30 protein-coding genes are annotated in these 26,917 nt (G+C 59.3%); 19 read left to right on the top strand and 11 right to left on the bottom strand.

From position 1 onward, the window contains the following. Positions 1–4 precede the first annotated feature (4 nt). The 4 genes from lpdA to J2D75_RS03205 all read left to right on the top strand — a co-directional run bounded on the left by lpdA (position 5) and on the right by J2D75_RS03205 (position 3,370). Positions 5–1,417 carry a dihydrolipoyl dehydrogenase gene (gene lpdA, locus J2D75_RS03220; protein ID WP_207852599.1) on the top strand — a complete coding sequence of 471 codons (1,413 nt, stop codon included), beginning with the start codon at positions 5–7 and terminating at the stop codon, positions 1,415–1,417. Between the two features lie 136 nt (positions 1,418–1,553). Continuing rightward, positions 1,554–2,528, top strand: coding sequence for a lipoyl synthase (gene lipA, locus J2D75_RS03215; RefSeq protein ID WP_207852597.1), 975 nt, complete (start codon positions 1,554–1,556; stop codon positions 2,526–2,528). Then, the gene (locus tag J2D75_RS03210) at positions 2,528–3,010 is read left to right on the top strand and encodes a type II toxin-antitoxin system RatA family toxin (protein ID WP_207852595.1); all 483 of its coding nucleotides are present in this window, start codon (positions 2,528–2,530) and stop codon (positions 3,008–3,010) included. Before lipA ends, J2D75_RS03210 begins: the two co-directional genes overlap by 1 nt. A gap of 21 nt (positions 3,011–3,031) precedes the next feature. Further along, on the top strand, positions 3,032–3,370 hold the full coding sequence (locus tag J2D75_RS03205; protein WP_207852593.1) for a hypothetical protein: 339 nt from the start codon (positions 3,032–3,034) through the stop codon (positions 3,368–3,370). On the opposite strand, the gene J2D75_RS03200 is transcribed toward J2D75_RS03205, so the two are convergent. The 4 genes from J2D75_RS03200 to J2D75_RS03185 form a co-directional block, all read right to left on the bottom strand. After that, on the bottom strand, positions 3,356–3,901 hold the full coding sequence (locus J2D75_RS03200; RefSeq protein WP_408736724.1) for a CinA family protein: 546 nt from the start codon (positions 3,899–3,901) through the stop codon (positions 3,356–3,358). The two genes, J2D75_RS03205 and J2D75_RS03200, sit on opposite strands and share 15 nt — an antisense overlap. Continuing rightward, on the bottom strand, positions 3,898–4,428 hold the full coding sequence (locus J2D75_RS03195) for a phosphatidylglycerophosphatase A family protein (protein WP_207852591.1): 531 nt from the start codon (positions 4,426–4,428) through the stop codon (positions 3,898–3,900). Before J2D75_RS03195 ends, J2D75_RS03200 begins: the two co-directional genes overlap by 4 nt. Beyond that, a complete protein-coding gene (locus J2D75_RS03190; RefSeq protein WP_207852589.1) occupies positions 4,425–6,404 on the bottom strand; it encodes a lytic transglycosylase domain-containing protein in 1,980 nt (659 codons plus the stop codon). The genes J2D75_RS03195 and J2D75_RS03190 overlap by 4 nt, the downstream gene beginning before the upstream one ends. Before the next feature lie 67 nt (positions 6,405–6,471). Then, positions 6,472–7,083, bottom strand: coding sequence for a YjbE family putative metal transport protein (locus J2D75_RS03185; protein ID WP_207852587.1), 612 nt, complete (start codon positions 7,081–7,083; stop codon positions 6,472–6,474). A 175-nt stretch (positions 7,084–7,258) separates the two neighbouring features. Between J2D75_RS03185 and purB the strand changes: the two genes are divergently transcribed. From purB to J2D75_RS03140, 9 genes are all read left to right on the top strand, one after another. After that, positions 7,259–8,608, top strand: a complete 1,350-nt coding sequence (purB, locus tag J2D75_RS03180) for an adenylosuccinate lyase (protein WP_207852585.1) — start codon at positions 7,259–7,261, stop codon at positions 8,606–8,608. A 149-nt stretch (positions 8,609–8,757) separates the two neighbouring features. Beyond that, positions 8,758–9,525: a phosphoribosylaminoimidazolesuccinocarboxamide synthase gene (purC, locus tag J2D75_RS03175; RefSeq protein WP_207852583.1), complete on the top strand. Its 768-nt coding sequence runs from the start codon at positions 8,758–8,760 to the stop codon at positions 9,523–9,525. A gap of 28 nt (positions 9,526–9,553) precedes the next feature. Continuing rightward, positions 9,554–9,796, top strand: a complete 243-nt coding sequence (gene purS, locus J2D75_RS03170; RefSeq protein ID WP_207852581.1) for a phosphoribosylformylglycinamidine synthase subunit PurS — start codon at positions 9,554–9,556, stop codon at positions 9,794–9,796. Further along, positions 9,793–10,188 carry a Rap1a/Tai family immunity protein gene (locus J2D75_RS03165; RefSeq protein ID WP_207852579.1) on the top strand — a complete coding sequence of 132 codons (396 nt, stop codon included), beginning with the start codon at positions 9,793–9,795 and terminating at the stop codon, positions 10,186–10,188. Before purS ends, J2D75_RS03165 begins: the two co-directional genes overlap by 4 nt. Then, positions 10,185–10,886 (top strand): phosphoribosylformylglycinamidine synthase subunit PurQ, encoded by a 702-nt coding sequence (gene purQ / locus J2D75_RS03160; RefSeq protein WP_207852577.1) that lies wholly within the window; start codon positions 10,185–10,187, stop codon positions 10,884–10,886. Before J2D75_RS03165 ends, purQ begins: the two co-directional genes overlap by 4 nt. Further along, positions 10,883–13,090, top strand: coding sequence for a phosphoribosylformylglycinamidine synthase subunit PurL (purL, locus tag J2D75_RS03155; RefSeq protein ID WP_207852575.1), 2,208 nt, complete (start codon positions 10,883–10,885; stop codon positions 13,088–13,090). Before purQ ends, purL begins: the two co-directional genes overlap by 4 nt. 30 nt (positions 13,091–13,120) lie before the next feature. Further along, a complete protein-coding gene (locus tag J2D75_RS03150) occupies positions 13,121–13,351 on the top strand; it encodes a BolA family protein (protein WP_025859661.1) in 231 nt (76 codons plus the stop codon). Positions 13,352–13,385: 34 nt separating this feature from the next. Beyond that, positions 13,386–13,724, top strand: a complete 339-nt coding sequence (gene grxD / locus J2D75_RS03145; RefSeq protein ID WP_207852573.1) for a Grx4 family monothiol glutaredoxin — start codon at positions 13,386–13,388, stop codon at positions 13,722–13,724. Between the two features lie 73 nt (positions 13,725–13,797). Then, on the top strand, positions 13,798–14,103 hold the full coding sequence (locus J2D75_RS03140; protein WP_243428404.1) for a hypothetical protein: 306 nt from the start codon (positions 13,798–13,800) through the stop codon (positions 14,101–14,103). Between the two features lie 45 nt (positions 14,104–14,148). Here J2D75_RS03140 and J2D75_RS03135 read toward each other — a convergent pair whose 3' ends face one another. Continuing rightward, positions 14,149–14,601, bottom strand: a complete 453-nt coding sequence (locus tag J2D75_RS03135) for a YraN family protein (protein ID WP_243428403.1) — start codon at positions 14,599–14,601, stop codon at positions 14,149–14,151. On the opposite strand from J2D75_RS03135, the gene J2D75_RS03130 reads away from it, so the two are divergent. Continuing rightward, a complete protein-coding gene (locus tag J2D75_RS03130; RefSeq protein WP_207852571.1) occupies positions 14,600–16,027 on the top strand; it encodes a phospholipase D-like domain-containing protein in 1,428 nt (475 codons plus the stop codon). The genes J2D75_RS03135 and J2D75_RS03130 overlap by 2 nt on opposite strands. Here the strand turns inward: J2D75_RS03130 and J2D75_RS03125 are convergent. Continuing rightward, on the bottom strand, positions 16,011–16,721 hold the full coding sequence (locus J2D75_RS03125; RefSeq protein ID WP_207852569.1) for an endonuclease/exonuclease/phosphatase family protein: 711 nt from the start codon (positions 16,719–16,721) through the stop codon (positions 16,011–16,013). The two genes, J2D75_RS03130 and J2D75_RS03125, sit on opposite strands and share 17 nt — an antisense overlap. Then, positions 16,718–17,806 (bottom strand): AI-2E family transporter, encoded by a 1,089-nt coding sequence (locus J2D75_RS03120; protein ID WP_207852567.1) that lies wholly within the window; start codon positions 17,804–17,806, stop codon positions 16,718–16,720. The genes J2D75_RS03125 and J2D75_RS03120 overlap by 4 nt, the downstream gene beginning before the upstream one ends. Between J2D75_RS03120 and J2D75_RS03115 the strand changes: the two genes are divergently transcribed. Both J2D75_RS03115 and metC read left to right on the top strand, forming a co-directional pair. Further along, on the top strand, positions 17,787–18,785 hold the full coding sequence (locus tag J2D75_RS03115) for a sulfurtransferase (RefSeq protein ID WP_243428402.1): 999 nt from the start codon (positions 17,787–17,789) through the stop codon (positions 18,783–18,785). The two genes, J2D75_RS03120 and J2D75_RS03115, sit on opposite strands and share 20 nt — an antisense overlap. Positions 18,786–18,812: 27 nt before the next feature. Further along, positions 18,813–20,021, top strand: a complete 1,209-nt coding sequence (gene metC, locus J2D75_RS03110; protein WP_207852565.1) for a cystathionine beta-lyase — start codon at positions 18,813–18,815, stop codon at positions 20,019–20,021. Positions 20,022–20,030: 9 nt separating this feature from the next. On the opposite strand, the gene J2D75_RS03105 is transcribed toward metC, so the two are convergent. The 4 genes from J2D75_RS03105 to J2D75_RS03090 all read right to left on the bottom strand — a co-directional run bounded on the left by J2D75_RS03105 (position 20,031) and on the right by J2D75_RS03090 (position 24,267). Next, a complete protein-coding gene (locus J2D75_RS03105) occupies positions 20,031–21,542 on the bottom strand; it encodes a YifB family Mg chelatase-like AAA ATPase (RefSeq protein ID WP_207852563.1) in 1,512 nt (503 codons plus the stop codon). A gap of 3 nt (positions 21,543–21,545) precedes the next feature. Next, positions 21,546–22,805, bottom strand: coding sequence for a phosphoglycerate dehydrogenase (gene serA / locus J2D75_RS03100; protein WP_207852561.1), 1,260 nt, complete (start codon positions 22,803–22,805; stop codon positions 21,546–21,548). A gap of 132 nt (positions 22,806–22,937) precedes the next feature. Then, complete coding sequence (locus J2D75_RS03095) at positions 22,938–23,729, bottom strand: inositol monophosphatase family protein (protein ID WP_207852559.1); 792 nt, start codon at positions 23,727–23,729, stop codon at positions 22,938–22,940. Between the two features lie 40 nt (positions 23,730–23,769). Beyond that, complete coding sequence (locus J2D75_RS03090) at positions 23,770–24,267, bottom strand: c-type cytochrome (RefSeq protein ID WP_207852557.1); 498 nt, start codon at positions 24,265–24,267, stop codon at positions 23,770–23,772. A gap of 108 nt (positions 24,268–24,375) precedes the next feature. Between J2D75_RS03090 and J2D75_RS03085 the strand changes: the two genes are divergently transcribed. The 3 genes from J2D75_RS03085 to dapA are packed head-to-tail and all read left to right on the top strand — an operon-like array spanning position 24,376 to position 26,916. After that, positions 24,376–25,122 (top strand): 3-deoxy-manno-octulosonate cytidylyltransferase, encoded by a 747-nt coding sequence (locus tag J2D75_RS03085; protein ID WP_207852554.1) that lies wholly within the window; start codon positions 24,376–24,378, stop codon positions 25,120–25,122. Further along, positions 25,119–26,033 carry a prephenate dehydratase gene (locus J2D75_RS03080; protein WP_207852552.1) on the top strand — a complete coding sequence of 305 codons (915 nt, stop codon included), beginning with the start codon at positions 25,119–25,121 and terminating at the stop codon, positions 26,031–26,033. The genes J2D75_RS03085 and J2D75_RS03080 overlap by 4 nt, the downstream gene beginning before the upstream one ends. Continuing rightward, the gene (gene dapA, locus J2D75_RS03075) at positions 26,026–26,916 is read left to right on the top strand and encodes a 4-hydroxy-tetrahydrodipicolinate synthase (protein ID WP_207852550.1); all 891 of its coding nucleotides are present in this window, start codon (positions 26,026–26,028) and stop codon (positions 26,914–26,916) included. The genes J2D75_RS03080 and dapA overlap by 8 nt, the downstream gene beginning before the upstream one ends. Position 26,917: the final 1 nt, after the last annotated feature.

Below are 26,917 nucleotides of genomic sequence, written 5' to 3'. Positions count from 1 at the left end.
TATCATGAGCCAGACCGATTTTGACCTGGTTGTTATCGGCGGCGGCCCCGGCGGTTATGTGGCGGCACTCCGTGCTGCCCAGCTGGGCCTGTCCACCGCCGTGGTTGAAGCCAACCACCTTGGGGGCATCTGCCTGAACTGGGGCTGCATCCCCACCAAGGCGCTGCTGCGTGCCTCGGAAATCAATCACCTGCTGCACGACCTTGATGGCTATGGTTTCAAGGCCGAAGCGGTAAGCTTTGATTTTAAAAAAATTGTCGCGCGTTCGCGTGCTGTTTCAAAACAGCTTTCTTCGGGCGTTTCGCACCTGCTCAAAAAGGCCAAAGTTCCTGTTTTTGAAGGATTTGGCAAACTGGATGGCGTAACCGCCAACGGCAGGCGTAAAGTTCTGGTCAGCAAAAAAACGGGTGCGCCGCAAACCCTCAACGCCAAAAATGTCATTCTGGCAACAGGGGCCAGAGCACGGATCCTGCCCGGTCTGGAACCGGATGGACAGTTTATCTGGTCTTACCGTGAGGCGCTTGTTCCTGAAGAAATGCCCAAGCGCCTGCTGGTCATTGGCTCCGGGGCTATCGGTACGGAATTTGCCTCCTTCTACCGCAATATGGGTGCAGAGGTGACTTTGGTTGAAGTCGCACCGCGTATTCTGCCGGTGGAAGATGAGGAAATCAGCGCTATTGCCCATAAAGAGTTTGAAAAACAGGGCATTAGAATACTCACCAACGCCAAGATCGGTTCCCCGCAGAAGGGGGCTGAGAGCGTCAGCATTGCGGTGGAAGCGGGCGGTAAAACCGAAACCATAACGGTGGACAAAATCATTTCCGCCGTGGGTATTGTCGGGAATGTCGAAAACATTGGTCTTGAAGGCACCAAGATCAAGGTTGACCGCACGCATGTCGTAACGGACGAACTCTGCCGCACGGGCGAGGCAGGGGTTTACGCCATTGGTGATCTGGCAGGAGCACCGTGGCTGGCGCACAAGGCCAGCCATGAAGCCGTGATGTGTGTTGAAGCCATTGCCGGCAAGCACGTACATCCTATTGATGTTACAAAAATTCCCGGCTGTACGTATTGCCGCCCGCAGATTGCTTCTGTTGGCTATACGGAAGCCCGCGCCAAAGAGGCTGGCTACAAGGTGCGTGTTGGCAAGTTCCCGCTACTGGCCAATGGCAAGGCGCTGGCCATGGGCGAACCCACCGGCCTGATCAAAACCGTCTTTGACGATGCTACGGGCGAGTTACTGGGTGCGCACATGATTGGTGCGGAAGTAACAGAAATGATTCAGGGTTACGTGATCGCCCGCACAGGGGAACTGACAGAAGCCGAACTGTCGGAAACGATTTTCCCGCACCCGACCATTTCTGAATCCATGCACGAAGCCGTGCTGGCCGCTTATGGTGGTGCGCTGCACTTTTAGGCTTCCGCTACACCCGTACAGGCGCATCTCCCGCGCCTGTGATGGCGGCAGGGACTGATGACAGGCCCAGCCGCCTTGACGGGGCAGGCGGGGCGTTCCAGTTCTGTAGGGCTATTGTTCAAGATTGGGCAGGACCATGCCAACTCGCGTCATCATCGATCATCGCAAAAAAGACGCAGCCAAACTGCGCCACCCAGAAAAGGCACATCGGCCCGATAACCCGATTGCCCGCAAACCTGAGTGGATCCGCGTCAAAGCGCCCAATCACCCGACCTACCACGAAACCCGCGCCCTGATGCGTGACAACAAGCTTGTCACAGTCTGCGAGGAAGCCGCCTGCCCCAATATCGGGGAGTGCTGGTCGCAACGGCACGCCACCATGATGATCATGGGGGAAATCTGCACCCGTGCATGCGCTTTCTGCAATGTCAGCACAGGCATGCCCCTGCCGCTGGATGCAGACGAACCACACCGCGTGGCCGAAGCTGTAGCGAAACTTGGCCTGCGCCACGTTGTGATTACCTCAGTCGATCGCGATGATCTGACGGATGGCGGCGCCGCACATTTTGCGGCCGTTATCAAAGCTATTCGCGGGGCGGCCCCCCAGACCACCATCGAAATTCTGACACCGGATTTTTTACGTAAAAACAACGCACTGGAAGTGGTTGTTGAAGCACGCCCGGATGTTTTCAATCATAATCTGGAAACCGTGCCCCGCCTTTATCCGACCATCCGGCCCGGAGCGCGCTACTACCAGTCGCTCAGACTTCTCGACCGGGTGAAACAGCTTGATCCGTCGATTTTCACCAAATCCGGCTTGATGCTGGGGCTGGGAGAAGAAAAAATGGAACTCGCACAGGTCATGGACGACCTGCGTGTGGCGGATGTGGACTTCATCACCATGGGGCAGTATCTGCAACCAACGGTCAAACATGCGCCGGTCGCGCGGTTTGTCACACCGGAAGAGTTTGAAGACTATGGTGGCATAGCGCGGGTCAAGGGCTTCCTGCAGGTCAGTTCCAGTCCGCTTACCCGCTCATCCTACCATGCTGACAGCGATTTCGCCGCCCTACGCGAGGCGCGCGCCGAACGCCTGAAGGAGATGCGATAATGCCCAAACACGCAGAAAAGCGTGTTCTGTCTTACCAGCCAGAGCAGATTTTCGATCTGGTAGCCGATGTCGGCCGTTACCCCGAATTTCTGCCTTGGTGCACAGCCGCACGGGTGCGGACGCAAACAGCCTCTGAACTTGTCGCCGACCTGACAATCGGGTTTGGCCCTTTCCGTGAGAGCTTTACGTCGCGCGTGTCGCTTGAACGCCCCGGCACCATTACTGTCCGGTATGAAAAAGGGCCTTTCCGCTATCTGCGCAATACCTGGCGCTTCAGCCCTGACCCACAGGGCTGTCTTGTCGAGTTTTTTGTCGATTTCGAATTCAGTTCCCGCATCCTGCAAATGGCAATCGGCGTTGTCTTTACGGAAGCCACGCGGTTGATGGTCTCTGCCTTCATCAAACGGGCGCGTGATATTTATGGCCCGCCGCAGGGGAGTATGGTTGGCACATCCATGCCGGATAGCAAACCCGCCACCTGAAAAGACGCGAAGGCCACGTTCATGCGCGCAATATCAATCGCCCCCATGGCTCTGTTTGCCTTGCTGGTCTGCGCCGCCACAGCCCACGCAGACCCGGCATCAGCCCCTGTAGCGGAGATTCCTCTTCCTACGCAGCCTGTCAGCCCATGCGACAGAACCGAGCGAACAGACAGCAAAACGGATGCTCTGAACTGCCAGAGCCTTGACCGGATTCAGGCGCGGCTCGCTGCAATAGCACAAGCCCGCTTACCACAAGGCAGCGTTATTGCCGCCGGTACGGGTATGACAGCCCCTGAGAGCATCACAACACCCCAGCTACCCAAATCAGGGGCGTGGTATACCTCTTCAGACCAACGCTGAAAGACAATCCGCAACCATTGTCAGCGCGTGGTCTGCGGCCTGAAGGCGCACCTGTTCGCGCGAACCGGAGAAGATACGGCTTTCGGCCCGCGCTATACCGCCCACCCGGTCTGCCACAGCAAACCAGACTAACCCCACGGGCTTTGTCGCACTCCCGCCACCCGGCCCGGCAATACCCGAAATCGATACACTCAGCCGCGCCAGAGGGGCCGCCAACAAAGCGCCATGTGCCATTGCCAGAACCGTTGGCTCGCTCACCGCACCATGCTCCGCCAAGGTCGCTTCCGGCACGCCCAGCAGGTTTTTTTTCATGGTGTTGGAATATGTGACCAACCCACCTTCCGTCATGTCCGACGAACCGGGAAAATGGGTAAGAGCCGCCGCCACCAGCCCCCCAGTACAGCTTTCCGCCGTCACCACCCGGGCTGAGGCAGAGTGTAACAGTGCAAGCACATGCTCTGCTTTCCGCAGCATGGCCGCATTCAGGGTTGCCTCATCAGCAGGTAGAGCAGGCGCAGGCGCGTGGCTCATGTTCGCGCGGCCCGCAGGCCTGATAGGACTTTAAACGCTTTCACACAGCCTGCGGCCATCAGGCCCGCAACGATGTCATCCCCCATAATACCAGCGGCATCGTGCCGCCTGTCGAGGGTTCCAACCGGCCCCGGCTTGGTAATATCGAATAGCCGAAAGAGCCCAAAAGCCAGCAAAGGCAAAAACCACGGACGGGTGGTTAACGCAGGCACGCCTGTATGCTCGGGCGCAGCGACACCAGACTGCGTGAGCGCATTGTGTTCCGCTACAGGCAGGCACCCCAGCAAGGCCAACCACATGCCCGCCACCTCGTCGATTACGATCCAGCCATGATCCTCACCATCCCCCGCACGGCTGGCTGCCCACCACCCTACAAGGCTTGCCGCAATCGCTGAAGATGCCAGCAGGCGCGGTCTTTTCAGCATAGGCACACCCAGAAGCAACGCGGCAAACGAGCCGACCGTACCGGGCGCACGGGGAGAAAGCCCACATCCGCCAAACGTGGCGATAAAGCGTGCCAGTGTCATTGGTTCTCTCCCATAGCCCTGTAAATGATCATGTTTTCCCACACGCGCTGTACGTAATTACGGGTTTCCGCCACGGGAATGCTTTCGATCCAGTCAATCATGACATCATCCTTCGCGCCGTCATTCGCGGGGTTACCCATGGTACCCAGCCAACGCCCGAGCCGCCCCGGCCCGCCATTATAAGCCGCAGCGAGATAAGGCACGACAGGGCCAAAACGTTCCTGAATATGCTCCAGATACGCGACACCTAGCCGCATATTGCTTTCGGGGTCATGCAGACCACCTGCACTGGCGGCGGCGGCCGCTACGCCCGCCTTACGGGTCATATCCGCCGCTGTAGAGGGCTTGAGCTGCATTAACCCGATGGCGTTGGAAAGACTGATCGCATCGGGATTAAAACTGCTTTCCTGCCTGATCAGGCCCGGCACCAGCCCGACAGGCAGCGCATTATTTGGAATGGCATAGGGCTCCGGCCAGCCTGTGCGCAGCAGAACACCATCCCGTCCAGCTTTGCGGGCGGCTGTTACCGCAATATCCGGCAGATCAAGCCGCTGCGCCAGAGCCGAAAGCCCACGCAGGGCCGCAGTATCTGACGTCTGGTTTGCCAGCATTTGCAAAAAATCACGCGCATGGGGGCGGTCTCCCCATGAAACGAGCAGGGCGGCGGCCTGCGCCAGTTCATTGGCATCCAGCGCCTCATCCACCTTACCGTCTGCCGCGGCCAACTGAGCGTGCAAACCGTGTCTGGTTACATCTGCAACATAGGATGGGTTGAGCAGGGCCTGATCCTGCCCTTCCAGCAAAGCTCCGGCTAACTGACCATAAAAAGTGGAGGGGAAAGCGGCAGCCTGCTGAAGGGTTGCCTTATAGGCGCGCTCATTCCCCGCCTGCTCATAAGCCCGCGCCAGCCAGTATAGCCCGCGGCTTTTGCTGATCAGAGAGGAAGACTGTGTCAATGGCTGGAAAAAATCTGTCGCCCGCGCCGCATCATGCCCAAAACGCAGAGCAATCCACCCACACAGAAAACGGGAATCCAGTCGGGCGGCACCCGTAACAACCGGATCATCCGCAACGGACTGGGCTTCTGCCGCACGTCCGGCCTGCAAAAGCTCACGCGCCAGCACTTCTCGCTCGCGCCAGAACAGGGCGGGCGGGGCTGTCTGCTCTGCGGCATTACCTGCGGCAGCCCACAAAGCCACGGCTTCATCATATCGCTGTTGCTGCCGCAACCAACGCACATGATCCAGCACCAGAAAGCTGTCCGAGCCAACCGCCTCAGGCAAAGCGGCTGCCTGCTCCTGCGCGTTGCTTTCTCCACTACGGAACGCCAGCCTCGCACGGGCCAGATCCTGCCTGTCTGCTGCAAGATAGGGAAGTGTCCTACGAGCGGCTTCCGTCAGGCCTGCGCGTTCTTCCCTGTCAAAACGCACCCATGATGCACTCGGGGTTACAACGGCAGGAAACCGGGTCGCAAGCAGGCGGGCAGCGGTTGGCGCGTCATTGCCATTCTGCCATGCCCGTGCAGCTTCATCGGTCAAACGCGCCATCAAATCGGGGGCCTGCTGGGCGCAGTAGGCCAGTGCCGCCGCCGTAGCCAAAGGCTGTGTGCTGCATAGGCCGCGCACAATGCCCGGATCTGTTTCTACAAGCAGAGCCTGCTCCATGCGCGTAGCAATCAGGCCTCTGCGCGGCCATGCCGGGCCATTACTCAAAAAATCAGCATAATCCTGCACACTGGCCCGATCTGGCCCTACCAGCCTGAGCCAGAAATGCAGGCGATCCGCCAGACTGCCATTGGCAGCCTGCGCAGTCGGCACCGAAAGATCAAGATCCGGGGCGGTATAAAGATCGTCACCATCCGTAGAGGGTGGAACCGGATCATCGGCAGCGAAAACTGAAACGGGGCCAGCCAAAAACGTGGCTGTCAGGGCGATGACCGCCCACTTCCGCCAGCAGACTGCGTACAAACGTGTCATGCGCGAATGCCACCCTGTTTCATGTTCCAGCGCAGCCCCATCAAACTGCCTGCGCCTTTATCGCCTGTCAGTGGCCAACATGGCCCCAGACCTCGCCACCACCTTTGACAATCAGTTCGACCGCCACAGCCAGAACAATAAGCAGCCCCACCCAAGCAATCCACTTATAACGCTCAAGCAAACGAGCGATAAGCGATGCCGCAAGCCCCATGAGCAGCACGGAAAGCGCCAGCCCCATAACCAGAATGCCCGGATGCTCACGCGCAGCCCCCGCAACAGCCAGAACGTTGTCCAGACTCATGGACAGATCGGCAATGACAATCCGTATAATCGCCTTGCCCAACCCGCCGGGGGCTGGCTTGGCATCTGCCTCGGCTCCGGCATTGTCGCGCATTTCGCGATACATACGCCAGCACACCCATAGCAGCAGAAAGCCTCCTGCCAGTGTCAGCCCGACAATGGCCAGAAGTTTGACCGCCACCAAAGCCAGCAGAATACGAATGAGGGCGGCAAACCCCACCCCGATGAAAATGGCCTTCTGTCGTTCCTGAGGTGTCAGCGAACGCACCGCCAGGCCGATAACAACCGCGTTATCTCCAGCAAGGGTCACATCAATCATGACAACCTGCAGAAATGCGATGATGGCGGGCAGGCTAACGGATTGCAAAAGACCTGACACGGCGGCTCCAATTCCTGAATTTCGGGTGCAAACCTGCACCATAAGAACAGAGAAATCCGGCAACCCGGTGAAAAAGTCAAAGTTTTCCGCTTTGATGGCAGACGCCCGCGCGGAAATCCGCTAGAGAGACGCCACCGTTTGGACCTTCATGTTCTTTAGTAAGGAAACACGCGTTATGGTGCCGCGCTATACCCGCCCCGTCATGGCCGCCATCTGGTCACCCGAAAACCGTTACCGCATCTGGTTTGAAATCGAGGCGCTCGCCTGCGAAGCCATGGCGGAATACGGCACGGTTCCCAAGGATGCCGCCAAGGTGGTGCGCGAGAAGGGCAACGCCGCCATGGCCGCCTTTTCCGAAGCCGATCTGGCCCGGATTGATGAAATCGAAGCCGAAACCCGGCACGATGTCATTGCCTTTCTGACATGGCTGGCTGAAAAAGTCGGCCCGGAAAGCCGTTTCGTGCATCTGGGCATGACCTCATCCGATGTGCTGGATACCTGCCTGTCCGTGCAGCTTGTGCAGGCCACCGACCTGCTGCTCAAGGATCTGGATGATGTGCTGGCGGCTCTGAAGACCCGCGCATTCGAGCACAAGCACACGCTCACCATCGGACGCAGCCACGGCATTCATGCCGAACCCACATCCTTTGGCCTGAAGCTGGCCGGGCATTACGCCGAGTTCGCCCGCAACCGCCAGCGCCTCGAAACCGCCCGTGCTGAAATCGCAACCTGCGCCATTTCCGGCGCTGTGGGCACCTACGCGCATCTTGATCCGCGCGTGGAATCCTTTGTGGCAGAACGCCTTGGCCTACAGGCCGAAACGGTTTCAACGCAGGTTATCCCGCGCGACCGCCATGCTGCTTTCTTCTGCGCACTGGCGGTAATCGCCAGCGGTATCGAGCGTCTGGCCACGGAAGTGCGCCATCTCCAGCGCTCGGAAGTGCGTGAAGCCGAGGAATTTTTCCATCCGGGGCAGAAGGGTTCTTCCGCCATGCCGCACAAGCGTAACCCGGTGCTGACCGAAAACCTGACGGGTCTTGCCCGGCTTGTGCGCTCGGCCGTTGTTCCCGCACTGGAAAACGTGGCCCTGTGGCACGAACGCGATATTAGCCATTCCTCGGTTGAACGGAATATCTGCCCCGATGCCACCATCGGTCTGGACTTCGCTCTGGCCCGCCTGTCAGGCATGATGTCCAAGCTGGTGGTTTACCCCGAGCGCATGGCCGCCAACATCGAAAGCCTCGGTGGCGTAGTGCATTCGGGCGAAGTGCTGCTCGCACTGGCCAAAGCGGGCCTGTCGCGTGAGGACGCCTACCGGATCGTGCAGCGCAATGCCATGGAAACATGGACGAAGCTCGGCACCCCCGAAGGCAAGACCTTCCGCGAGAATCTGGATGCCGATCCCGAAATTTCCGGCCGTGTCAGCGCGGATGTGATCGACGCCGCCATGGACAGCCGCCAGCACCTGCGCGCGATTGATGCGCAGTACGAAAAAATCTTTGGTGAAACCGGGCCGCAGCACTAAACACAGCACAAGGGCCGCGCGGCATATCGCACGCGCGGCAATCCTGCTATGAAAGCCGGACGCACTTCCAGAATACCGCCTCGGCGGGTTTTTCATATCTTCCAGTCGGCTCCGGCCGGTCTGGTCTGACACGACAGGTAAGGATCATCATGGCCCGCCGCAGGCAGCTTTATGAAGGCAAAGCAAAAATCCTTTTTGAAGGCCCAGAACCGGGTACGCTTGTGCAGTATTTCAAGGATGACGCCACCGCCGGAAACGGCGCGAAAAGCGGTGTCATTACTGGAAAGGGCGTGCTGAACAACCGCATCAGCGAACACCTGATGCTGCGCCTGCAGGAAATCGGCATTCCCACGCACTTTATCCGGCGGATCAACATGCGTGAGCAGTTGGTCAAGGAAGTCGAAATCATTCCGCTGGAAGTTGTAGTGCGCAATATCGCCGCAGGCAGCATTTCCAAGCGGTTTGGCATTCCTGAAGGACAGCGCCTGCCGCGCCCGATCGTCGAATTCTATTACAAGAATGACGAACTGGGCGACCCGCTGGTGTCGGAAGACCATATCATTGCCTTCGGCTGGGCCTGCGCACATGACATGGAAGATATTACGGGCATGGCCATGCGCGTAAACGACTTCCTGTGCGGCCTGTTCAGCGGCATTGGCATCCAGCTTGTCGATTTCAAGCTTGAATTCGGCCGCTGCTGGGAAGGCGAGGAAATGCGGATTGTGTTGGCGGACGAAATTTCGCCCGACAACTGCCGCCTGTGGGATACCCAGACCAACGAAAAACTGGATAAAGACCGCTTCCGCCGCGACCTCGGTAATGTCAAGGAAGCGTATCAGGAAGTGGCGCGCCGCATGGGAATCCTGCCCGAAAACGGGGCAGGGGGCGACATGAGAGGCCCGGAAACGGTACAGTAAAAGCCGCAAGCGGCAACGGGAGCGAAGAATGAAGGTACGTGTGACCGTCATGCTGAAAGACGGTGTTCTGGATCCGCAGGGCAAGGCCATTGGCCATGCGCTGCATACCCTTGGCTTTAACAACGCTCAGGATGTGCGCGTAGGCAAGGTGATTGAACTCGATCTGCAGGACTGCACTGCGGAAGAAGCCCGCAAAACGGCTGAAGACATGGCTAAAAATCTGCTGGCCAATCTGGTTATCGAAGATTACGCCATAGAGGTGCCCGCATGAAGCGGCTTGTCCTGCTCTGTCTGACAGGCGCCCTTGCCAGCCCGCTGGCGGGCCCGATCCTGTTCCATGAGCAGGCTCAGGCCCAGCGTGTCACCCCCATGCAGACAGACAGCTTTGCGCGCATCTGCTCACGCCCCACCGGGCACAGCCTGTGCGATGCATATCTGAGCGGTCTGGCTGATGGGGCCACGCTTTCAAAACTCAACAGCAATGCTGCGGGCGACAGTGCGGCCACTGCCGGGTTCTGTGTTCCGGTATCGGAAACGACCGCCTCCATCCGGGGGAAGGTTCTAACCTGGCTGAAAGCCCATACAGATGCCCTGTCTCACCCGGTGGGCGAGAGCGTTTTCAAGGCTTTGCATGACACCTATCCGTGCGAGGCCAAACCATGAAAGCCGCTATTGTCGTTTTTCCCGGTACCAACCGTGAACGGGATATGGCCCTCGCACTCAAGCGTGTAACGGGTGTCGCGCCACGTATGATCTGGCATCACGAGACAGACCTTGACGGGCTTGATCTTGTCGTGCTGCCCGGCGGTTTCAGCTATGGCGATTACCTGCGTTGCGGTGCCATGGCCGCCCACTCACCTGTTATGGGTGCAGTCCGCACGTTCGCAGCAAAAGGCGGGCATATCCTTGGGGTCTGCAATGGCTTTCAGATCCTGACCGAATCAGGGCTGCTGCCGGGTGCGCTGCTGCGGAATGCTGACCTGCGCTTTCTGTCGCAGGACTGCTACCTGCGCGTTGAAAACGACCAAACCCCCTTTACCAGCCGCTGGACAAAAGGTGACGTGTTCCGCACGCCGCTGGCTCATGGCGATGGCAACTACACAGCCGACCCTGCAACGCTTGAGCGCCTCGAAGGCGAAGGCCGCGTGGCGTTCCGCTATGCCAGCGCCACCGGGCAGGTCAAGGCTGATGATGTGGCCAGCAACCCCAATGGCAGCCTCAACAGCATTGCTGGCGTGCTGAGTGAAAACAATCGTATCTGCGGCATGATGCCCCACCCGGAGGATCTGGTTGATCCGCTCATGGGCGGTGAGGATGGTCTGCCCCTGTTTGAAGGTCTGGTGGAGGCTGTAGTCCGGTGAATAAACCCGCAACCGTTGATGTCGCCCTTGCCCGTGAATTTGGCCTGACAGCCGAGGAATACGGGCGTGTGCTCACAATCATGGGCCGTACCCCCACGCTGACAGAACTGGGCGTGTTCTCGGTCATGTGGTCCGAACACTGCTCATACAAATCGTCGCGCAAGTGGCTGCGCAACCTGCCGACAACAGCCCCATGGGTTATTCATGGCCCCGGCGAGAACGCAGGCGTTGTGGATATCGGGCAGGGTTATGCTGCCATCTTCAAGATGGAAAGCCACAACCACCCGTCTTTCATCGAGCCTTATCAGGGTGCGGCCACAGGTGTTGGCGGTATCCTGCGTGACGTATTCACCATGGGGGCGCGTCCTGTCGCAAACCTGAACGCCCTGCGCTTTGGTAGCCCGGAAAACCCCGTAACCCGCCGGATTATTGATGGCGTGGTGCGCGGTATCGGCGGCTATGGAAACTGCGTGGGTGTGCCTACTGTCGGCGGGGAAATCAATTTCCACCCGGCTTACGATGGCAACCCGCTGGTTAACGCCATGACGGTCGGCATTGCCCGTACGGACAAGATTTTCCTCTCCGCTGCGGCTGGTGTGGGCAATCCTGTCGTTTACGTCGGTTCGCGCACGGGGCGTGATGGCATTCACGGTGCCACCATGTCTTCCGCGGAGTTTGATGAGGACGCGCTCTCCAAGCGCCCCACCGTACAGGTGGGTGACCCCTTCATTGAAAAGCTGCTGATCGAAGCCTGTCTGGAACTGATGGCCACGGATGCCATCGTCGCCATTCAGGACATGGGGGCTGCGGGCCTGACCTCGTCCTCCGTTGAAATGGCGGGCAAGGGCGGGGTTGGTATCGACCTTGATCTGGATGCCGTTCCCCAGCGTGAACCGGGCATGACAGCCTATGAAATGATGCTGTCAGAAAGTCAGGAACGCATGCTGATGGTGCTGCGCCCGGACCGGACGGACGTTGCGCGCCGTATTTTTGAAAAATGGGAACTCGACTTCGCGATCATCGGCCATCTGACCGAAACCGGTCACATTGTCGTGCGCCATAAGGGCGAAGTGGAAGCCGATATTCCGCTGGCCCCGCTGGCGGATCAGGCCCCGATCTATGACCGCCCGGCCACAACGCCCGTGCCGCCAGCCCCGCTGGAACCCGTGCATGCACCGCTGTCTCTGGACGCCATGCTGCTGCAGCTTGTTGCCTCTCCCGATCTGTGCTCACGCGCATGGGTGTGGAACCAGTATGACAGCACCGTAGGTGGACAGACCGTGCGCCGCCCCGGTGCGGCCGATGCCGCGATTGTCCGGGTGGATGACACCGACATCGCTCTGGCCGTAACCACGGACTGTACCCCACGCTACTGTCAGGCAGACCCGAAGACGGGTGGCGCGCAGGCCGTGGCTGAAGCATGGCGCAACATCACCGCCACGGGTGCTCGCCCACTGGCTGTGACCGATAACCTCAACTTCGCCAACCCTGAAAAACCCGAGATCATGGGGCAGTTCATCGCCGCGATCGAAGGGATGGCGGAAGCCTGCACAGTCCTAGATTTCCCTGTCGTGAGTGGCAATGTCTCGCTTTATAACGAGACCCGCAATCCTGATGGTTCCACCACCGCCATTTTGCCGACACCGGCCATTGGCGGGCTGGGCGTTCTGGAAAACGCGGCGCACGCTATCGGCCTTGGTATGCAGGACGGCAAGGATGTGGTGCTGCTTGGCGCGACACTGGGGGCACTCGGGCAGTCAATCTGGCTGCGTGAAATCCTTGGCCGCGAAGACGGCCCGCCTCCGGCGGTTGATCTGGCAGCCGAACGCCGCAATGGTGATTTTGTCCGCACGGAAATTCTGGCTGGCGCCATCACCGCCTGTCATGATCTTGCAGATGGCGGCATTCTCGTCGGCGTTGCGGAAATGGTCATGGCGGGAGGTATCGGGTGTGAACTTGACAGCCCGGATTCCGGCATCCGCCCCGAAGCATTCTGGTTCGGTGAAGATCAGGCCCGCTATCTGGCCTGCGTGGATGATGGTGCGGCCCTCTGCGCCCGTGCAGCAGCAGCAGGCGTTCCGGCCCGGATCATTGCCCGTTCCGGCGGTCAGGATTTGATTTTGCCGAGCGGCGTCACCATATCCATCGCACGGCTTAAAAACGCGCATGAAACATTTTTTCCTGCCCTGATGGACGCCCGTTAAGGCAGGAAAAACAAAAGGGGGAGAGGCAGTATGGCGATGAGCGCCACGGAGCTGGAAACATATATCCGCGCGGCATTCCCGGATGCTCAGGTCAAAATTGACGATCTGGCAGGCGATGGGGATCATTATGCGTGCAGTATTGTCAGCGAGGCATTCCGGGGCTTGCCCCGAGTGCGGCAGCACCAGCTCGTTTACGATTCCTTACAGGGCCATATGGGCGACAAACTCCATGCCCTGGCACTCAAGACCGCCACTCCCTAACCCCTCGGGTTTACCCCTTGCAAGGATATGACCAATGACTGATTCCGCCACGCAGAAAATCCAGCAGGATATCGACAGCAATCCGGTGATGCTGTTCATGAAGGGCGACGCCGACTTCCCGCAATGCGGCTTTTCTGCCCGCGTTGTGCAGATTCTCAACCATCTGGGCGTGCCGTTCAAAACCGAAAACGTTCTGGCTGATCCGGCTATCCGTCAGGGCATCAAGGATTATTCCAACTGGCCGACCATTCCTCAGCTTTACGTCAAAGGTGAGTTTGTCGGCGGGTGCGATATCGTAACGGAAATGTTCCAGAGCGGCGAACTCCAGACCCTTCTGACAGAAAAAAACATCGCCTGTAACGCTTCCGCCTGATTTTCAGGTTGTCATGACCACTCCGGCCTGTATAGTTTCACGCAGATCGTGAAAATGGGATAAGGCCGGAGTAATGACGCGTTTTGTGTTAGGGCGTGTATCACTTGTGCTCTGCGGTATGGCAGTTGCTGCTTTCGGCTTTCAGTCCGCGGCACATGCACAGCGCGTTATTTCCGACCTTGAAGCCAGCAAGCTGACATTTGCAGCGCTGACGGCTCCCCCGCCTGTTATTCACCTGCATTCACGAGCACATCATGGTGCGGCGGCGCACTCGGTTGCTGTCGCCCATGCCGGTAAAGTGCATGGCATGGTGCATCTGGTCAGCTACCACGCATCCAAACATGCGGTGCATGGCAAAAAGACACATCACCGCACCTGATCGGGGTTGCTTTCACTCCCGAATGTTTGATTCTGTGGCTCGCGATCACATCTGCCGCAGAATGTCTTCTACCCATTCCATGGCTCCCGCAGCATCCATCGCAATCAGGTCGAACCTGAGCGTTTCATAACGCCATGCGGGATTGCGTTGCAGTAGACACTCAGCCGCCCTGTATAGCCGTCTGGATTGTGCCTGCGACAGGCAGGCAAGGGCTTGTGGCATCGTCTGCCGTTTCTTCACCTCGATAAAGACCAACATACCCGCGCGCTCTGCCACAATATCGACCTCGCCACGCGGTGTGCGGGATCGGCGGAGCAGAATGCGCCACCCACTGGCTTCAAGCATGATACAGGCCTGATTTTCTGCATCCACACCATCCTGCTGCGCCTGAACGCCACGCTGACGCCGTGCAGACGAAACCACTTTGCGTTGCCCCTGCACTTGATACATGGTGGTTTTTGCTTTTCCTGCCGAGCGGAAGTTCTGATCAAACCCCATGCTGTCCGTTTTCTCCCAGCCCATGCTGCTTCTCGCCTTGATGATACTCCAGCTCGTGCTGGTCACAAGCGTGGTTCTGCATATCCTGCTGACCAAGCGCGATACGGCATCAGCCATCGGCTGGATGGGTTTTTGCATGCTCATGCCCATTTTCGGCTCGGTGCTATACGCGGTGTTCGGGATCAACCGCGTAACCCGTCTGGCACGCAAGTTGGTCGGTACGCGCCCCCCCGGACGCCCCGGCATTTCTCGGCTTTCCTCATGGAACCGCGAACTGGAAGGGCAGTTCGCACCACTGGCCCTGATGGTTGGCAAACTGACAACCCGCCCGCTTGTTTCTGGGAATACCATCACCTGCCTGCATGACGGTGACGGAGCCTACCCGCTCATGATCCGCGCGATTGAAACAGCCCGTAAAAGCGTCGTGTTGTGCTCGTATATTTTCCGCGACGATCAGACCGGGCAGGCATTTGCCAAAGCATTGGCCGATGCCCATGCGCGCGGCGTGTGCGTGCGCGTGCTGGTGGATGGCATTGGCAGCGGTTATTTCCTCTCACCCATCTACCACCGCCTTCGGCGAGCCGGGGTACCCTGTGCGCGCTTTATGCACTCCGTCTGGCCCTGGCGTATGCCTTTTCTCAACCTGCGCAACCATCGCAAAATTCTGGTTGTGGATGGGCGCGTCGGTTTCATGGGAGGGCTGAATATCGCGGATGAAAACCGTGTAACCCGCAAACCCCGGCACCCGGTATCCGATACGCACTTCATGATTGAAGGCCCGGCCGTGCAACAGTTGGCTGAAACAGCCGCATGGGACTGGTATTTCACCACCCACGAAACGCTCGACAACGACCTGTTCAGCGAAACTCCGAGTGAAAGCGGGGCAACACTGGCCCGTATCGTCACTGCGGGGCCAGATACAGATCTGGAGAAAATAGAATACACCATGCTGCAGGCCATTACTCTGGCACGGCGCAGCGTACGTTTGATGACGCCTTATTTTCTGGCAGGTGAGCGCTTTCTTTCCGAGCTGGAACTGGCGGCATTACGCGGCGTGCAGGTGGATATTGTCATTCCCGAGCGCAGCAACCATCGTGCCCTTGACTGGGCTTGCGCGGCCAACATCGCCCCTTTACTGCACTCGGGTGCGCGTATCTGGCTGGCCGCAGCTCCTTTCAACCATTCGAAACTTATGGTGGTTGATAGGGCGTGGTCGTTTTTTGGCAGTTCCAACCTTGATATCCGCAGCCTGAGGCTGAACTTCGAAATCAATATGGAGGCCTACGACACCTCTCTGGCTGATAGTCTGGATACGTTTATCGACAGCCACCAAAACCGCAGACTAACCCATTACGATCTGGATAATCGTTACAAACTGACAAAAATACGCGATGCCTTCGCCCGTCTGTTTATGCCCTATCTGTAAGGCGTGCGCCTCTTTCAGCCTGTGCGGGCTGAAGCATGACAGCGATAGGCCGGTGATCCGATGCAAAAACCGGTAGAACCCGCGCGGCAAGACACACCATGCCTTCTGTCAGGCAGCGATCAATTCTGATCGGCAGTACATCAGCCATATGGTGGGTTGGCGCTTTTGGCCCCACATCCCGAAAGCCCGGAACCAGTGTTGGCCCCACCAGATTGAAATCCCCCAGAATGGCGCAGGGTGCTGTCAGCAAGGATGCCACCCGGCGCAACTGCCGCCGGTTAAGAACCTGCCCGTGAGAGAGATGTACATTAGCCAGTGAAAACCGCCTGTATTCGATAATCTGTGCATGACGTTTGACCATAACCCCCGAAGGAATGGTGCAGGCACGCGGCGGGCGGGCAAAAGGCTGGCGGCTCCAGCAGGCCAGCCCATGAATACGGCCGGGCAGGGGGGCCCGGCTATAATGCCCGCCCACCAGCCCCGGCAGCGCGTCGATTTCAATCGTAGCTTCCTGCATGAGCAAAATATCGGGATTTTCACGCGTGATCAGGGCTGCGACATCGTGAACGGTCGCCCCGGTTCGGCGCAACAGATTCCAGCTTATGACCTTAAGAGACGCCCCTTCATGCCGCTGCGGCGAACGCCCACGGCGGCGCTGTGCCCATTCTACAAGGTTTACGAGCCTGCGCTTCATGGAGCGATATTCCTCCGGCCATCAGCCGACAGTAGCAACGTATCGCCTGCGGCAAATTCCATCGTAACGGAAAAACCAATGGCCAGCAGAATGGGGCCAAGGAAAATACCCACGCCACCAAAAGCCAGAATACCCCCGATCACGCCCAGAACAGTCAACAGATAAGGCAGCTTGGACCCCCGTACGATAAAAAGCGGACGAATGACATGATCCGCGCCTGATACGAACACGATGCCGTAAAGCAGCAACAAAATAGCATGCGCCGGATGATGCGCCACCAGCAGCCAGAGCGCGGCTGGCCCCCATACCAGAGGCGCCCCCACCGGAAAAACGGCAAGGAACGCAGTTAGAATGCCCAATACTACCGGTTCTCCCACTCCTGTCATCCATAGTCCGATGCAGGTCAGTATCCCCTGAATGATGGCTGTTCCCAAAATACCATAAACCGTTCCGCGCACTGTGCTGCCTACGATATGCAGGTAACGCCCGGCCTGTGGCCCGGCTATGCGCAGGATCACGGCCTGCAGCGTGTCCCACAGCATGGAACCGCCAATCCAGAAAAAGAATGAAATAAACAGCGCCATAACAAGGTGCATCGCCCCATTGGCGAACTGCATCAGCACCCCCAGAAGCGACTGGATGATGCTCCCCGCATACGGGCGGAACTCCTCGGCAAACGCATTGACGTTCTGCTCCCACAACGCCCAGCGATGACTGATTTCAGGGCCAAAAACTGGCAAGGTGGACAGCCAGCGGGGCAGGGGCGGCAGATGATTGATTTCGGCCACCAACGCCATCAACTGCGTAGCCAGCCGGGGCCCGGTAGAAAGACTGGCCGAAGCAAGGGCAGCCAGCGGCAGTACAACCCCTACGGCGCACAGGCAGGTCATCACCAGACTGGCCGCACTGGCACCCATGCGCCTCCGCAGATGCTGGAATAACGGCCATGTCGTGTAGGTCAGCACACCTGCCCATAGCAATGCTGAAGAAAAGGGGGCCAGAACAAGGACACAGCCATACCCAACGGCCCCCAGCAGCAGGAATCGCAGGACATGTTCTGTTGTTATGATCCGTTCATTCGCCATGGCCGTTACTAAAGCACGCCGCCTCAAAGACCGCCAGCATAGCAAGAAAGCCTGTTCACGCCTGACGTGGATCACCTTATGGTGCAAACATCCGAAACAGGAAAACAGTTACAGGCTGGCCATGTCCCTTCTCGTTCAGGCGGATGAACTCGCAACCCTGCTCCGCTCATCCACACCACCAGTCGTGTTTGACGCTACTGCCCTCCTGCCCGGAGAAAGCGGCAACCCAGCCGAGCGTTTCGCTAAGGATCATATTCCTCACAGCCTGTATTTCGACATTGATGTTTTTTCCGACCCGCAGGGCCAGTTTCCCCACACGCTTCCATCAGCCGCACGCTATGCCGGGCTGATGGGGGCTTGGGGTATAACCCGAGCCGACCCGATTATTTTCTACGATCAGGGCAACACGGCCTCGGCCTGCCGGGCATGGTGGCTGGCAAGAGCCTTCGGCCACGCCAATGCGCGCATACTCGATGGTGGACTACCCGCGTGGCGCGCGGCAGAACAGCCGACTACAGGGGCCGCCACACCCCCACGCCCTGCCGCTGTGTATCATGCGCATACACATTACAGCCGGATCACCGGGCTGGGGGATATGAGCGCTATCGTGGCCACTGGGAACCGTCCCATTCTGGATGCGCGGAGTGAGGCCCGTTTTTATGGCACAGCACCCGAACCACGGCCCGGTGTCCGCTCGGGGCATATGCCCGGCGCACAGTGCCTGCCTTACAAAACCGTGCTGGACGGGCAGGGGCGCTTTCTACCCCCCACAGCCCTGCTAGCCCTGTTTCAAACCCTCGGCATACACCCACATGACAGGCCGGTAACAACCTGCGGTTCAGGTATGACCGCGTCCGTTCTGACCGCTGCCCTGTGTCTGGCCGGAATAGACGATAATAGCCTGTACGATGGTTCATGGGCTGAATGGGGCAGCATGCCCGATCTGCCGGTTACCACCGAGCGCACCCCCAACCAGTAACGCCACGGCAGAAACGGAGCATGACAGATGAATGAGCACAACAGGGTCGCCGAAGGCTGGCTGCAACTGGGTACAACCCTGTCACACGCTGCGCGCCCCACGCCGGATGAACGCGGCTGCTATGTAAACCCGCCTGTCACGCGCGGCTCAACTGTTGTGTTTCCCTCGCTGGAAGCCATGCAGAGACAGGGGGCCACACGGTATGAGCATGAAAGCATTTATGGCGCCATGGGCTCGCCTATCCAGCATGAGCTGGAAAAAGCCATTGCCGTCATAGAAGGCGGTACGGACTGTCAGATTGTCAGCTCCGGTCTTGCGGCCTGCACCCTGCCATTGCTGGCCTTTCTGTCTGCGGGTGATCACTGCCTGTTTTCAGATAGTGTGTATGGCCCCACACGCCGCTTTGCCGAAAACGTACTGCGCCGTTTCGGAGTAGAGATTTCTTACTTCCCGCCCATGGCGGAAGAAAAGGAACTCGAAGCTTTCATGACCCCAAAAACCCGGGTTGTTTTTACAGAAAGCCCGGGCAGCCACACGTTTGAGGTTCAGGACATTCCGATGCTCGCGCGTGTCGCGCACCGGAACAACGCAAAGCTGTTCGTGGACAACACATGGGGCTTTGGCATTTTCGCTCCATTCGCTCATGGAGCCGATCTGTCCATTCAGGCTTTGACCAAATATCCGGCAGGCCATTCCGATGTCATTGCTGGCGCCATCACCGTAGCCGAGCGCAAAACGTGGGAACAGCTGCGCGATACTGCTATCCAGACAGGGCAGGTTGCCGGGCCGGATGACTGCTGGCTGACCCTGCGCGGCCTGCGTACCATGGGCGTTCGGTTGGCCCAGCAGGCCCGCTCGGCCCTTGATCTGGCCGTATGGCTGCAACAGCAGCCCGAAGTGGCGCAGGTTCTACACCCGGCCCTACCAGACTGCCCGGGCCATGCCCTGTGGGCAAGAGACTTTACGGGGGCTGGGTGTCTGTTCGGGGTCGTTCTCGATAGCCGCTACAGCGGACAGGATATGGAACGCATGATCAACAGCCTGCGCCTGTTCGGCATCGGTGCCTCATGGGGGGGATATGAAAGCCTCGTTCTGCCGACAACAGGTGGGATTCAACGCGCCTTTGCATCGCCTATGGGCAAGGCCAGCGCCTTCAGGCTACAGGTCGGCTTGGAGCAGACCAGCGATCTCGTAGCCGATCTGCAACAGGCCTTTAAGCAGCTCCATACCGCCTAAAAAACGCGCTTAGCTCTGAAACCGCACCCGAAAGGTTGCGGCTTCAGCCACATGCTCGGGCTTAATCTCAGCACTGTCGGCCAGATCTGCTACCGTGCGGGCCACACGGGCCAGCCGCGTATAGCCGCGCGCGGAAAAACGGAATTTTTCCGCAACAGACTGAGCCAGTTGCGCTGCGGCACCGCCTAGCCCTGTCTGCTCGATTGTGATCTCTGCATTTTTTCGACCGTCCTGCCGTGCGCTTTGCATGGCACGCGCAGCCTCCACGCGTGCGCGCACGACTGCCGTTGTCTCCCCCTCCGCATCGCGCATATACCCCAGAGGTTCATACGGCTGCATGCCGACATGCAAATCAATCCGGTCCAACAAAGGTCCGGACAGCCGTGCCGCATAATCCTGCCCACAACGGGGAGCCTTGTTACATTCACGCGAGGCATCACCCAGATAGCCGCAACGGCAGGGATTCATGGCGGCCACAAGCTGAAACCGGGCCGGATAGCTCACATGGGCCGCAGCCCGTGCGATACTCACACGACCAGATTCCAGCGGCTGACGTAAAGCCTCCAGAGCCGAGCGGGAAAACTCTGGTAATTCATCCAAAAACAGCACGCCCTGATCCGCCAGACTGATTTCGCCCGGCCGGGCGCGGCTACCACCCCCTACCAGAGCGGGCAGGCTCGCAGAGTGATGCGGGTCACGATAGGGCGGACGCCTGAGCGGTCGTCCATCTGCCAGCAGCCCAGCAGCACTATAAATGCGCGAAACCTCAAGACTTTCGCGCGGCGTCAGATCAGGCAGCAAACCGACCAGCCGCGCCGCGAGCATGGATTTTCCTGCCCCCGGTGGGCCTGACAGCAAAAGAGAGTGACCACCAGCGGCCGCAATTTCAAGCGCGCGCCGCCCGGTTTCCATGCCCCGTACCTCCGCCAGATCAGGCATTTTCTGTGCGGGAGCCGTGGGCAAAGCCGTAAACTCGGGGGCAGGCAACGGCTGCAGGCCATTAAAATGATTAATCAGGCCCAGAAGGGTCGGAGCCGCCAGAATGGCAATATCGCCACCGCACAAAGCTTCCTCACCCTGCTGGGCCGGGCATACCAGCCCAAGCCCGAGAGACGCCGCCTCAAGGGCTGCGGACAGCACACCCGACACCGGATTGATCCGGCCATCAAGCGACAGTTCGCCCATGGCCGCATAACGCCCGGCTTCCTCGGCGGGTACAACCCCCATGGCTGCCAGCAACGCCAGCGCAATGGGCAGATCAAAATGTGAACCTTCCTTGGGAAGATCCGCCGGAACAAGATTGATAACAATGCGTTTGGCGGGGAGGGCCAGACCAATGGAGGTCAGGGCTGCACGAACACGTTCGCGTGCTTCGCCCACAGCCTTGTCTGGCAGGCCGACCACCAGAAAGGCGGGCAGGCCACTGGCGACCTGCACTTCAACCCAGACAGGACGCGCCTCTATGCCTGAAAAGGCAAAACTGCGGATACGGGCATTAATGAGACCCGCACCCGCATTCATGTTTTACTTGCCCTTGTAGATCAGGCGGGCACGGATCGTGCCTTCAATCTCCCGCAGGGAGTGAAGCAGACGGTCGTCCAGTTCCGTATCCCCGGCGGTGTCGGCCTCGATTACGACATAGCCGATTTCGCTATCGGTCTGCAGGAACTGCGCCGTAACGTTGCAGCCTGCCCGCAGAAAGACCTCGTTCAGCTTCATCATCATGCCCGGAACGCTATGGTGGACATGCATGAAACGTGCACCACGCGGGCTGGCAGGAAGCTGCACGCCGGGGAAGTTGACGGCCCCGAAAGTCGAGCCAACGTCAGAATACTCAACCAGCTTACGAGCCACTTCCACGCCAATGCGCTCCTGCGCTTCAACCGTGGAACCACCGATATGCGGGGAGAGAATGACGTTTTCCAGCCCCATGATAGGGGTAGACAGACGATCGCCAGCGCCCTTGGGTTCCTTGGGGAACACGTCGATGGCGGCACCCAGCAGATCGCCACTTTTCAGAGCTTCCGCCAGAGCTTCCAGATCAACAACATTGCCACGGGCATTGTTGATCAGGAATGCGCCTTTCTTCATGGCGCGGATCTGGGCGGCACCCATCAGGTTGGCGGTGGTGGGCAACTGCGGCACATGCAGGCTGACCACATCGCTCTGGCCCAGCAGATCTTCAAGCGTTTCCACCGGCTGGGCGTTACCGTGCACCAGCTTGTCCACTACATCGTAGTAAAGAACCCGCATACCGAAGGCTTCCGCCAGAACGGAGAGCTGTGAACCAATGGAGCCGTAACCGACGATACCCAGCGTCTTGCCGCGCACTTCCCAGCTATTGACGGCGGACTTGTTCCATTCCCCCGCATGGCACTCGACCGAGCGCGGGAAAATACGGCGCATGAGCATGACAATCTCGCCCATGACCAGTTCAGCCACCGAGCGGGTGTTGCTGAACGGCGCATTAAACACCGGCACCCCATTGAGGCGCGCGGCCTCAAGATCAACCTGATTGGTGCCGATGCAGAAGCACCCGATAGCCATGAGACGATCCGCCGATTCAATGACTTCCTTCGTCAGCTGGGTGCGTGAGCGGATCCCGACGATATGCACGCCTTCCAGGGCTTCACGCAGGGCTTCGCCTTCCAGAGCACCCTTCAGCCGCACGACATTGTCGTACCCGCAGGCTTTAAGCAGCGCGACCGCACTGTCATGTACGCCTTCGAGCAGGAGAATACGGATCTTGTCCTTGGGGAGAGACAGGTGCGTGCTTGTGCTCATCTGGAATGACCAATAGCTGTTGTGTCAAAGCGCAGCCCTATCGCAAATCATGGCAAATGAACAGAGGGGGCCATGTCGGAATGGTGAAATATCCGCCTGAACATGACCGCCTCCAGCCGGGTTACGAGGCTCCTAAACGCCCGAACGCAGCGCTTCGCACGCGGCGGCATGCAGGGCAGGGGTGGCAGCGGCCAGCACCGTACCATCGCCCTCCAGCCCTAGAGCAGAGCCATCCCAGCGGGTCATAACGCCACCAGCCCCCTGCACGATCGGCACCAGCGCACCCCAGTCCCACGGTTTCATATCGCATTCGGCAATCAGGTCGAGCTGACCAAGGGCGAGCAGCCCATAGGCATAGCAGTCGCCCCCCCACGTCATGCGGCGAGCGCGGGATTTCAGGGTTTTCCAGCCGTCATGCGGCGCAACCTCCAGCATCTCGGGCGAGGTGCAGGACATTTCCGCCTCCCCAAGGCTGACATCACGCGTGCCGATACGCCCCCCTAGAGAAGAGGAAAAAACCGTCTCACGGCCGCTTACACCCAGCCAGCGTTCTTCAAGGATCGGCTGATCCAGCAGGCCTAACAGCGGCCTGCCTTCATGAAACAGCGCAATCAACGTACCAAAGCTGGGGCGACCGGTTACAAAGGCCCGAGTGCCATCCACCGGGTCCAGCAACCACTGGTACGAAGCCTCGGGATTATCCTGCCCAAACTCCTCACCAAACACACCATGATGGGGCAGGCGCTCGGCCAGCAGGGTGCGCATGACCCGCTCGGCACTTCTGTCCGCCACGGTTACCGGGCTTTCATCCCCCTTGCTTTCCACCGTTATTCCCCTGCGGAACCACGGCCGCACCACGCAGCGAACCGTATCCGCCAGAGCATTGGCCACTTCGATGTAAAGATCGATTTCCCTGCTGGTCATGCTTAAGATTTCCTGAAAGGTAAGGAGAAATGTGCCGCCTTCAGTCTGGCGCCTGGCGAAGGGTTCGCAAATACGCAATAATATCAGCCCGCAGGGCGGGGTCAGCCAGCCCGGCCAAAGACATGCGTGTGCCGGGGGCAAAACGGTCTGGCCCGCTCAGCCAGTCGGACAGCGTCTGCTCCGTCCAGTTCCGGCCCGCAGCACTCTGGTGCAGCGCCTCAGAATACTCATAACCCGGCACCGAGGCGACAGGTCTGCCAACCACGCCAAACAGGTTCGGCCCCGCGCTATCACCAGCTCCCGCCCTGAGCGCATGGCAGCCTCCACAAACCTGCTCCACCATACGCCCACCATGGCCCACATCCGCACGCGCCAGATAAGGCTCTATGTCCACCGCGTCATGTCCGGGCAGTATCATCGCCAGACGGGCAGGGGTCGTATCAGGCACCAGGCTACGGGCTACGCCATACGCACCCGCCATCACGCCCACACTCAACACCACTGCCACCGCGACCCTGTTCAGCACCCTGCCGTCCATGTTTGTAAACGCCCCTCTGTTCACCCGTTGCGTTTGCCATACAGCTTTTCTAGAGTGCTGGCCGCCTTGTCTTCGGCTATAAGCCGCGCCACGTTCTGGAGCAAGCCGATGCCGCCCCCACCGCTGACCATCATTCCTGCAAGACTGGCCTCCACCCGCCTACCGGGCAAGCCTCTGGCTGACATTGCCGGGCGCCCCATGATTGTGCATGTGCTCGAAGCCGCACTGGCCGCCCGGATCGGGCCGGTTGTCGTCGCTGCAGCCGAGCAGGAAATCTGCGATGCGGTGACACAGGCAGGAGGCAGGGCCATTCTGACTGACCCGGCCCTGCCGTCCGGCTCGGACAGGGCGTGGCAGGCTGCCTGCCTTGCCGACCCGCAGGGGCAGCACGATATTATTCTGAACCTACAGGGCGATCTGCCCACATTTCCGCCCGAGGCTCTGCGCAGCGTGCTTGATGTCATGGACGAACCCACTTTCGATCTGGGCACGCTGGTCGCGCCCATCGTCTCGGATGAGGAGCGGGACGCGGCATCCGTCGTCAAGGTTGCCTGTTCCTTCGCGCCTGAACAGGCCTGTGCGCCTGCATTATATTTTTCGCGCCAGCCCATTCCCTGGGGCGATGGACCACGGTGGCATCATGTCGGGGTTTACGCCTGGCGGCGTCCTGCATTGGCCCGTTTTGTCAGCCTGCCGCCCTCCGGGCTTGAAATGCGCGAGAATCTCGAACAGTTAAGAGCTTTGGAAGCGGGCATGCGGATTGGCTGCACCCGCATGGATACCGCCCCTTTCGGGGTGGACACGCCAGCAGACCTCGAGCGGGCGCGCCGCATGATCGGAGCACGGAAGACATGACACAGCAGGTCATAGCCTTTCAGGGAACACCTGGAGCCTATTCTGATCTGGCGTGCCGCAACGCACGCCCCGGATGGCGCACCCTGCCGTGCCGCAGCTTTGCCGAGGCTATAACCGCCGTGCATGAAGGCCGGGCGGAACAGGCCATGCTGGCCTGCGAGAACAGTCTGGCTGGTCGCGTGCCAGACATCCACTCACTGCTGCCTGCATCGGGCCTGCATATCGTGGGCGAACATTTCCAGCGGGTCGAGCATTGCCTGCTCGTCGTGCCGGGAACGCGCATGGAGCAGGTGCGCCGGGTTCATACCCACCCCGTAGCCATGGATCAGATCCGCGTTCTCCTGCGCGAGTATAACCTGACACCGGTGATTGAATTCGACACCGCAGGGGCTGCCGAACTGGTCGCACTCTGGAAAAAACCCGAAGAGGCCGCCGTAGCCTCTTCACTGGCTGCCGAGCTTCACGGGCTTGAAATCCTCAAACGCAATGTTGAAGATGCAGCGCACAACACCACCCGTTTCTACATTGCCTCGCGCCAGCCCAATCGCCCGCCCGTGCATACGCCCCATGTGATGACAACGCTGATTTTCAGCGTCCGCAACACACCCGGCGCGCTGTATAAGGTGCTGGGCGGTTTCGCCACAAACGGCGTAAACATGACACGTCTGGAAAGCTACATGACGGGCGAAACATTCGCCGCCACCCGCTTTCTTCTGGACGTGGAAGGCCACCCGGAAGACGACCATCTGGGCAAAGCTCTGGCCGAGCTTGAATTTTTTGCCAAAAGCGCCACAATTCTGGGTGTTTATGAACAATCGCCCTTCCGTCACTCCCCATCAGCCGAAGGACAGGGCATGCCGCGTTCCTCACCGGAGGATGCCATTTCAGGATCGATTACAGCCCATGTCTGACACGTTCTTTTCCGGCTCCATTACGGCTCTCATTACGCCTATGAACCGGGACGGCAGCCTTGACTTTCCTTCGTTCGAAAATCTGGCGGACTGGCAGATCCGCGAAGGCACGTCCGCCCTGTGTGCAGTCGGCACAACCGGAGAAAGCCCGACCCTGAGCCATACCGAACACCACGCCGTAGTCGAACGCGCCATCAAGGTCGCGGCCGGGCGCGTGCCAGTTATTGCCGGGGCTGGTTCCAACAGCACGACAGAGGCCACCGATCTCGCCCTCCATGCCCAGAAGGCTGGCGCCGCCGCCGTGCTGGTTGTCGCTCCCTATTACAACAAGCCGACGCAGGAAGGGCTTTATCGCCACTTCATGAGCATTGCGGACGCCATTTCCATTCCGGTTATCCTGTACAATATCCCCGGTCGCTCGGTGGTGGATATCAGCGTGGAAACCATGGCGCGCCTTGCCCGGCACGAAAATATTATCGGCGTTAAGGATGCGACCGCCAACCTGCTGCGCCCCCTGCAGCTCCGTCAGGCGCTGGATCGGCCTTTCAACCAGCTTTCCGGCGAAGATGGCACAGCCGTTGCGTTTCTGGCATCTGGTGGGGATGGCTGCATCAGCGTAACCGCCAATATTGCCCCGGCACTCTGCGCCAATGTGCAGACAGCATGGAAAGAAGGCCGCATTCAGGACGCCATTGCCATTCAGGATCGGCTGCTGCCCCTGCATGACGCCCTGTTCTGCGAGAGCAATCCGGCTCCGGCAAAATACGCCGCCAGCCTGCTGGGTCTTGCGGGCGAAACCTGCCGCCTGCCGCTAGCCCCGCTGACAGAACCCTCGCGCGAGAAGGTACGTGCAGCCCTTGTCGCCACGGGCCTGCTTAACTGAT

Origin of the sequence: Acetobacter suratthaniensis (genome assembly GCF_017377745.1) — a bacterium.
Lineage (GTDB): Bacteria > Pseudomonadota > Alphaproteobacteria > Acetobacterales > Acetobacteraceae > Acetobacter > Acetobacter suratthaniensis.
Note: the sequence above shows the minus strand (reverse complement) of the source record. Positions and strands in the feature narration are given on the sequence as shown.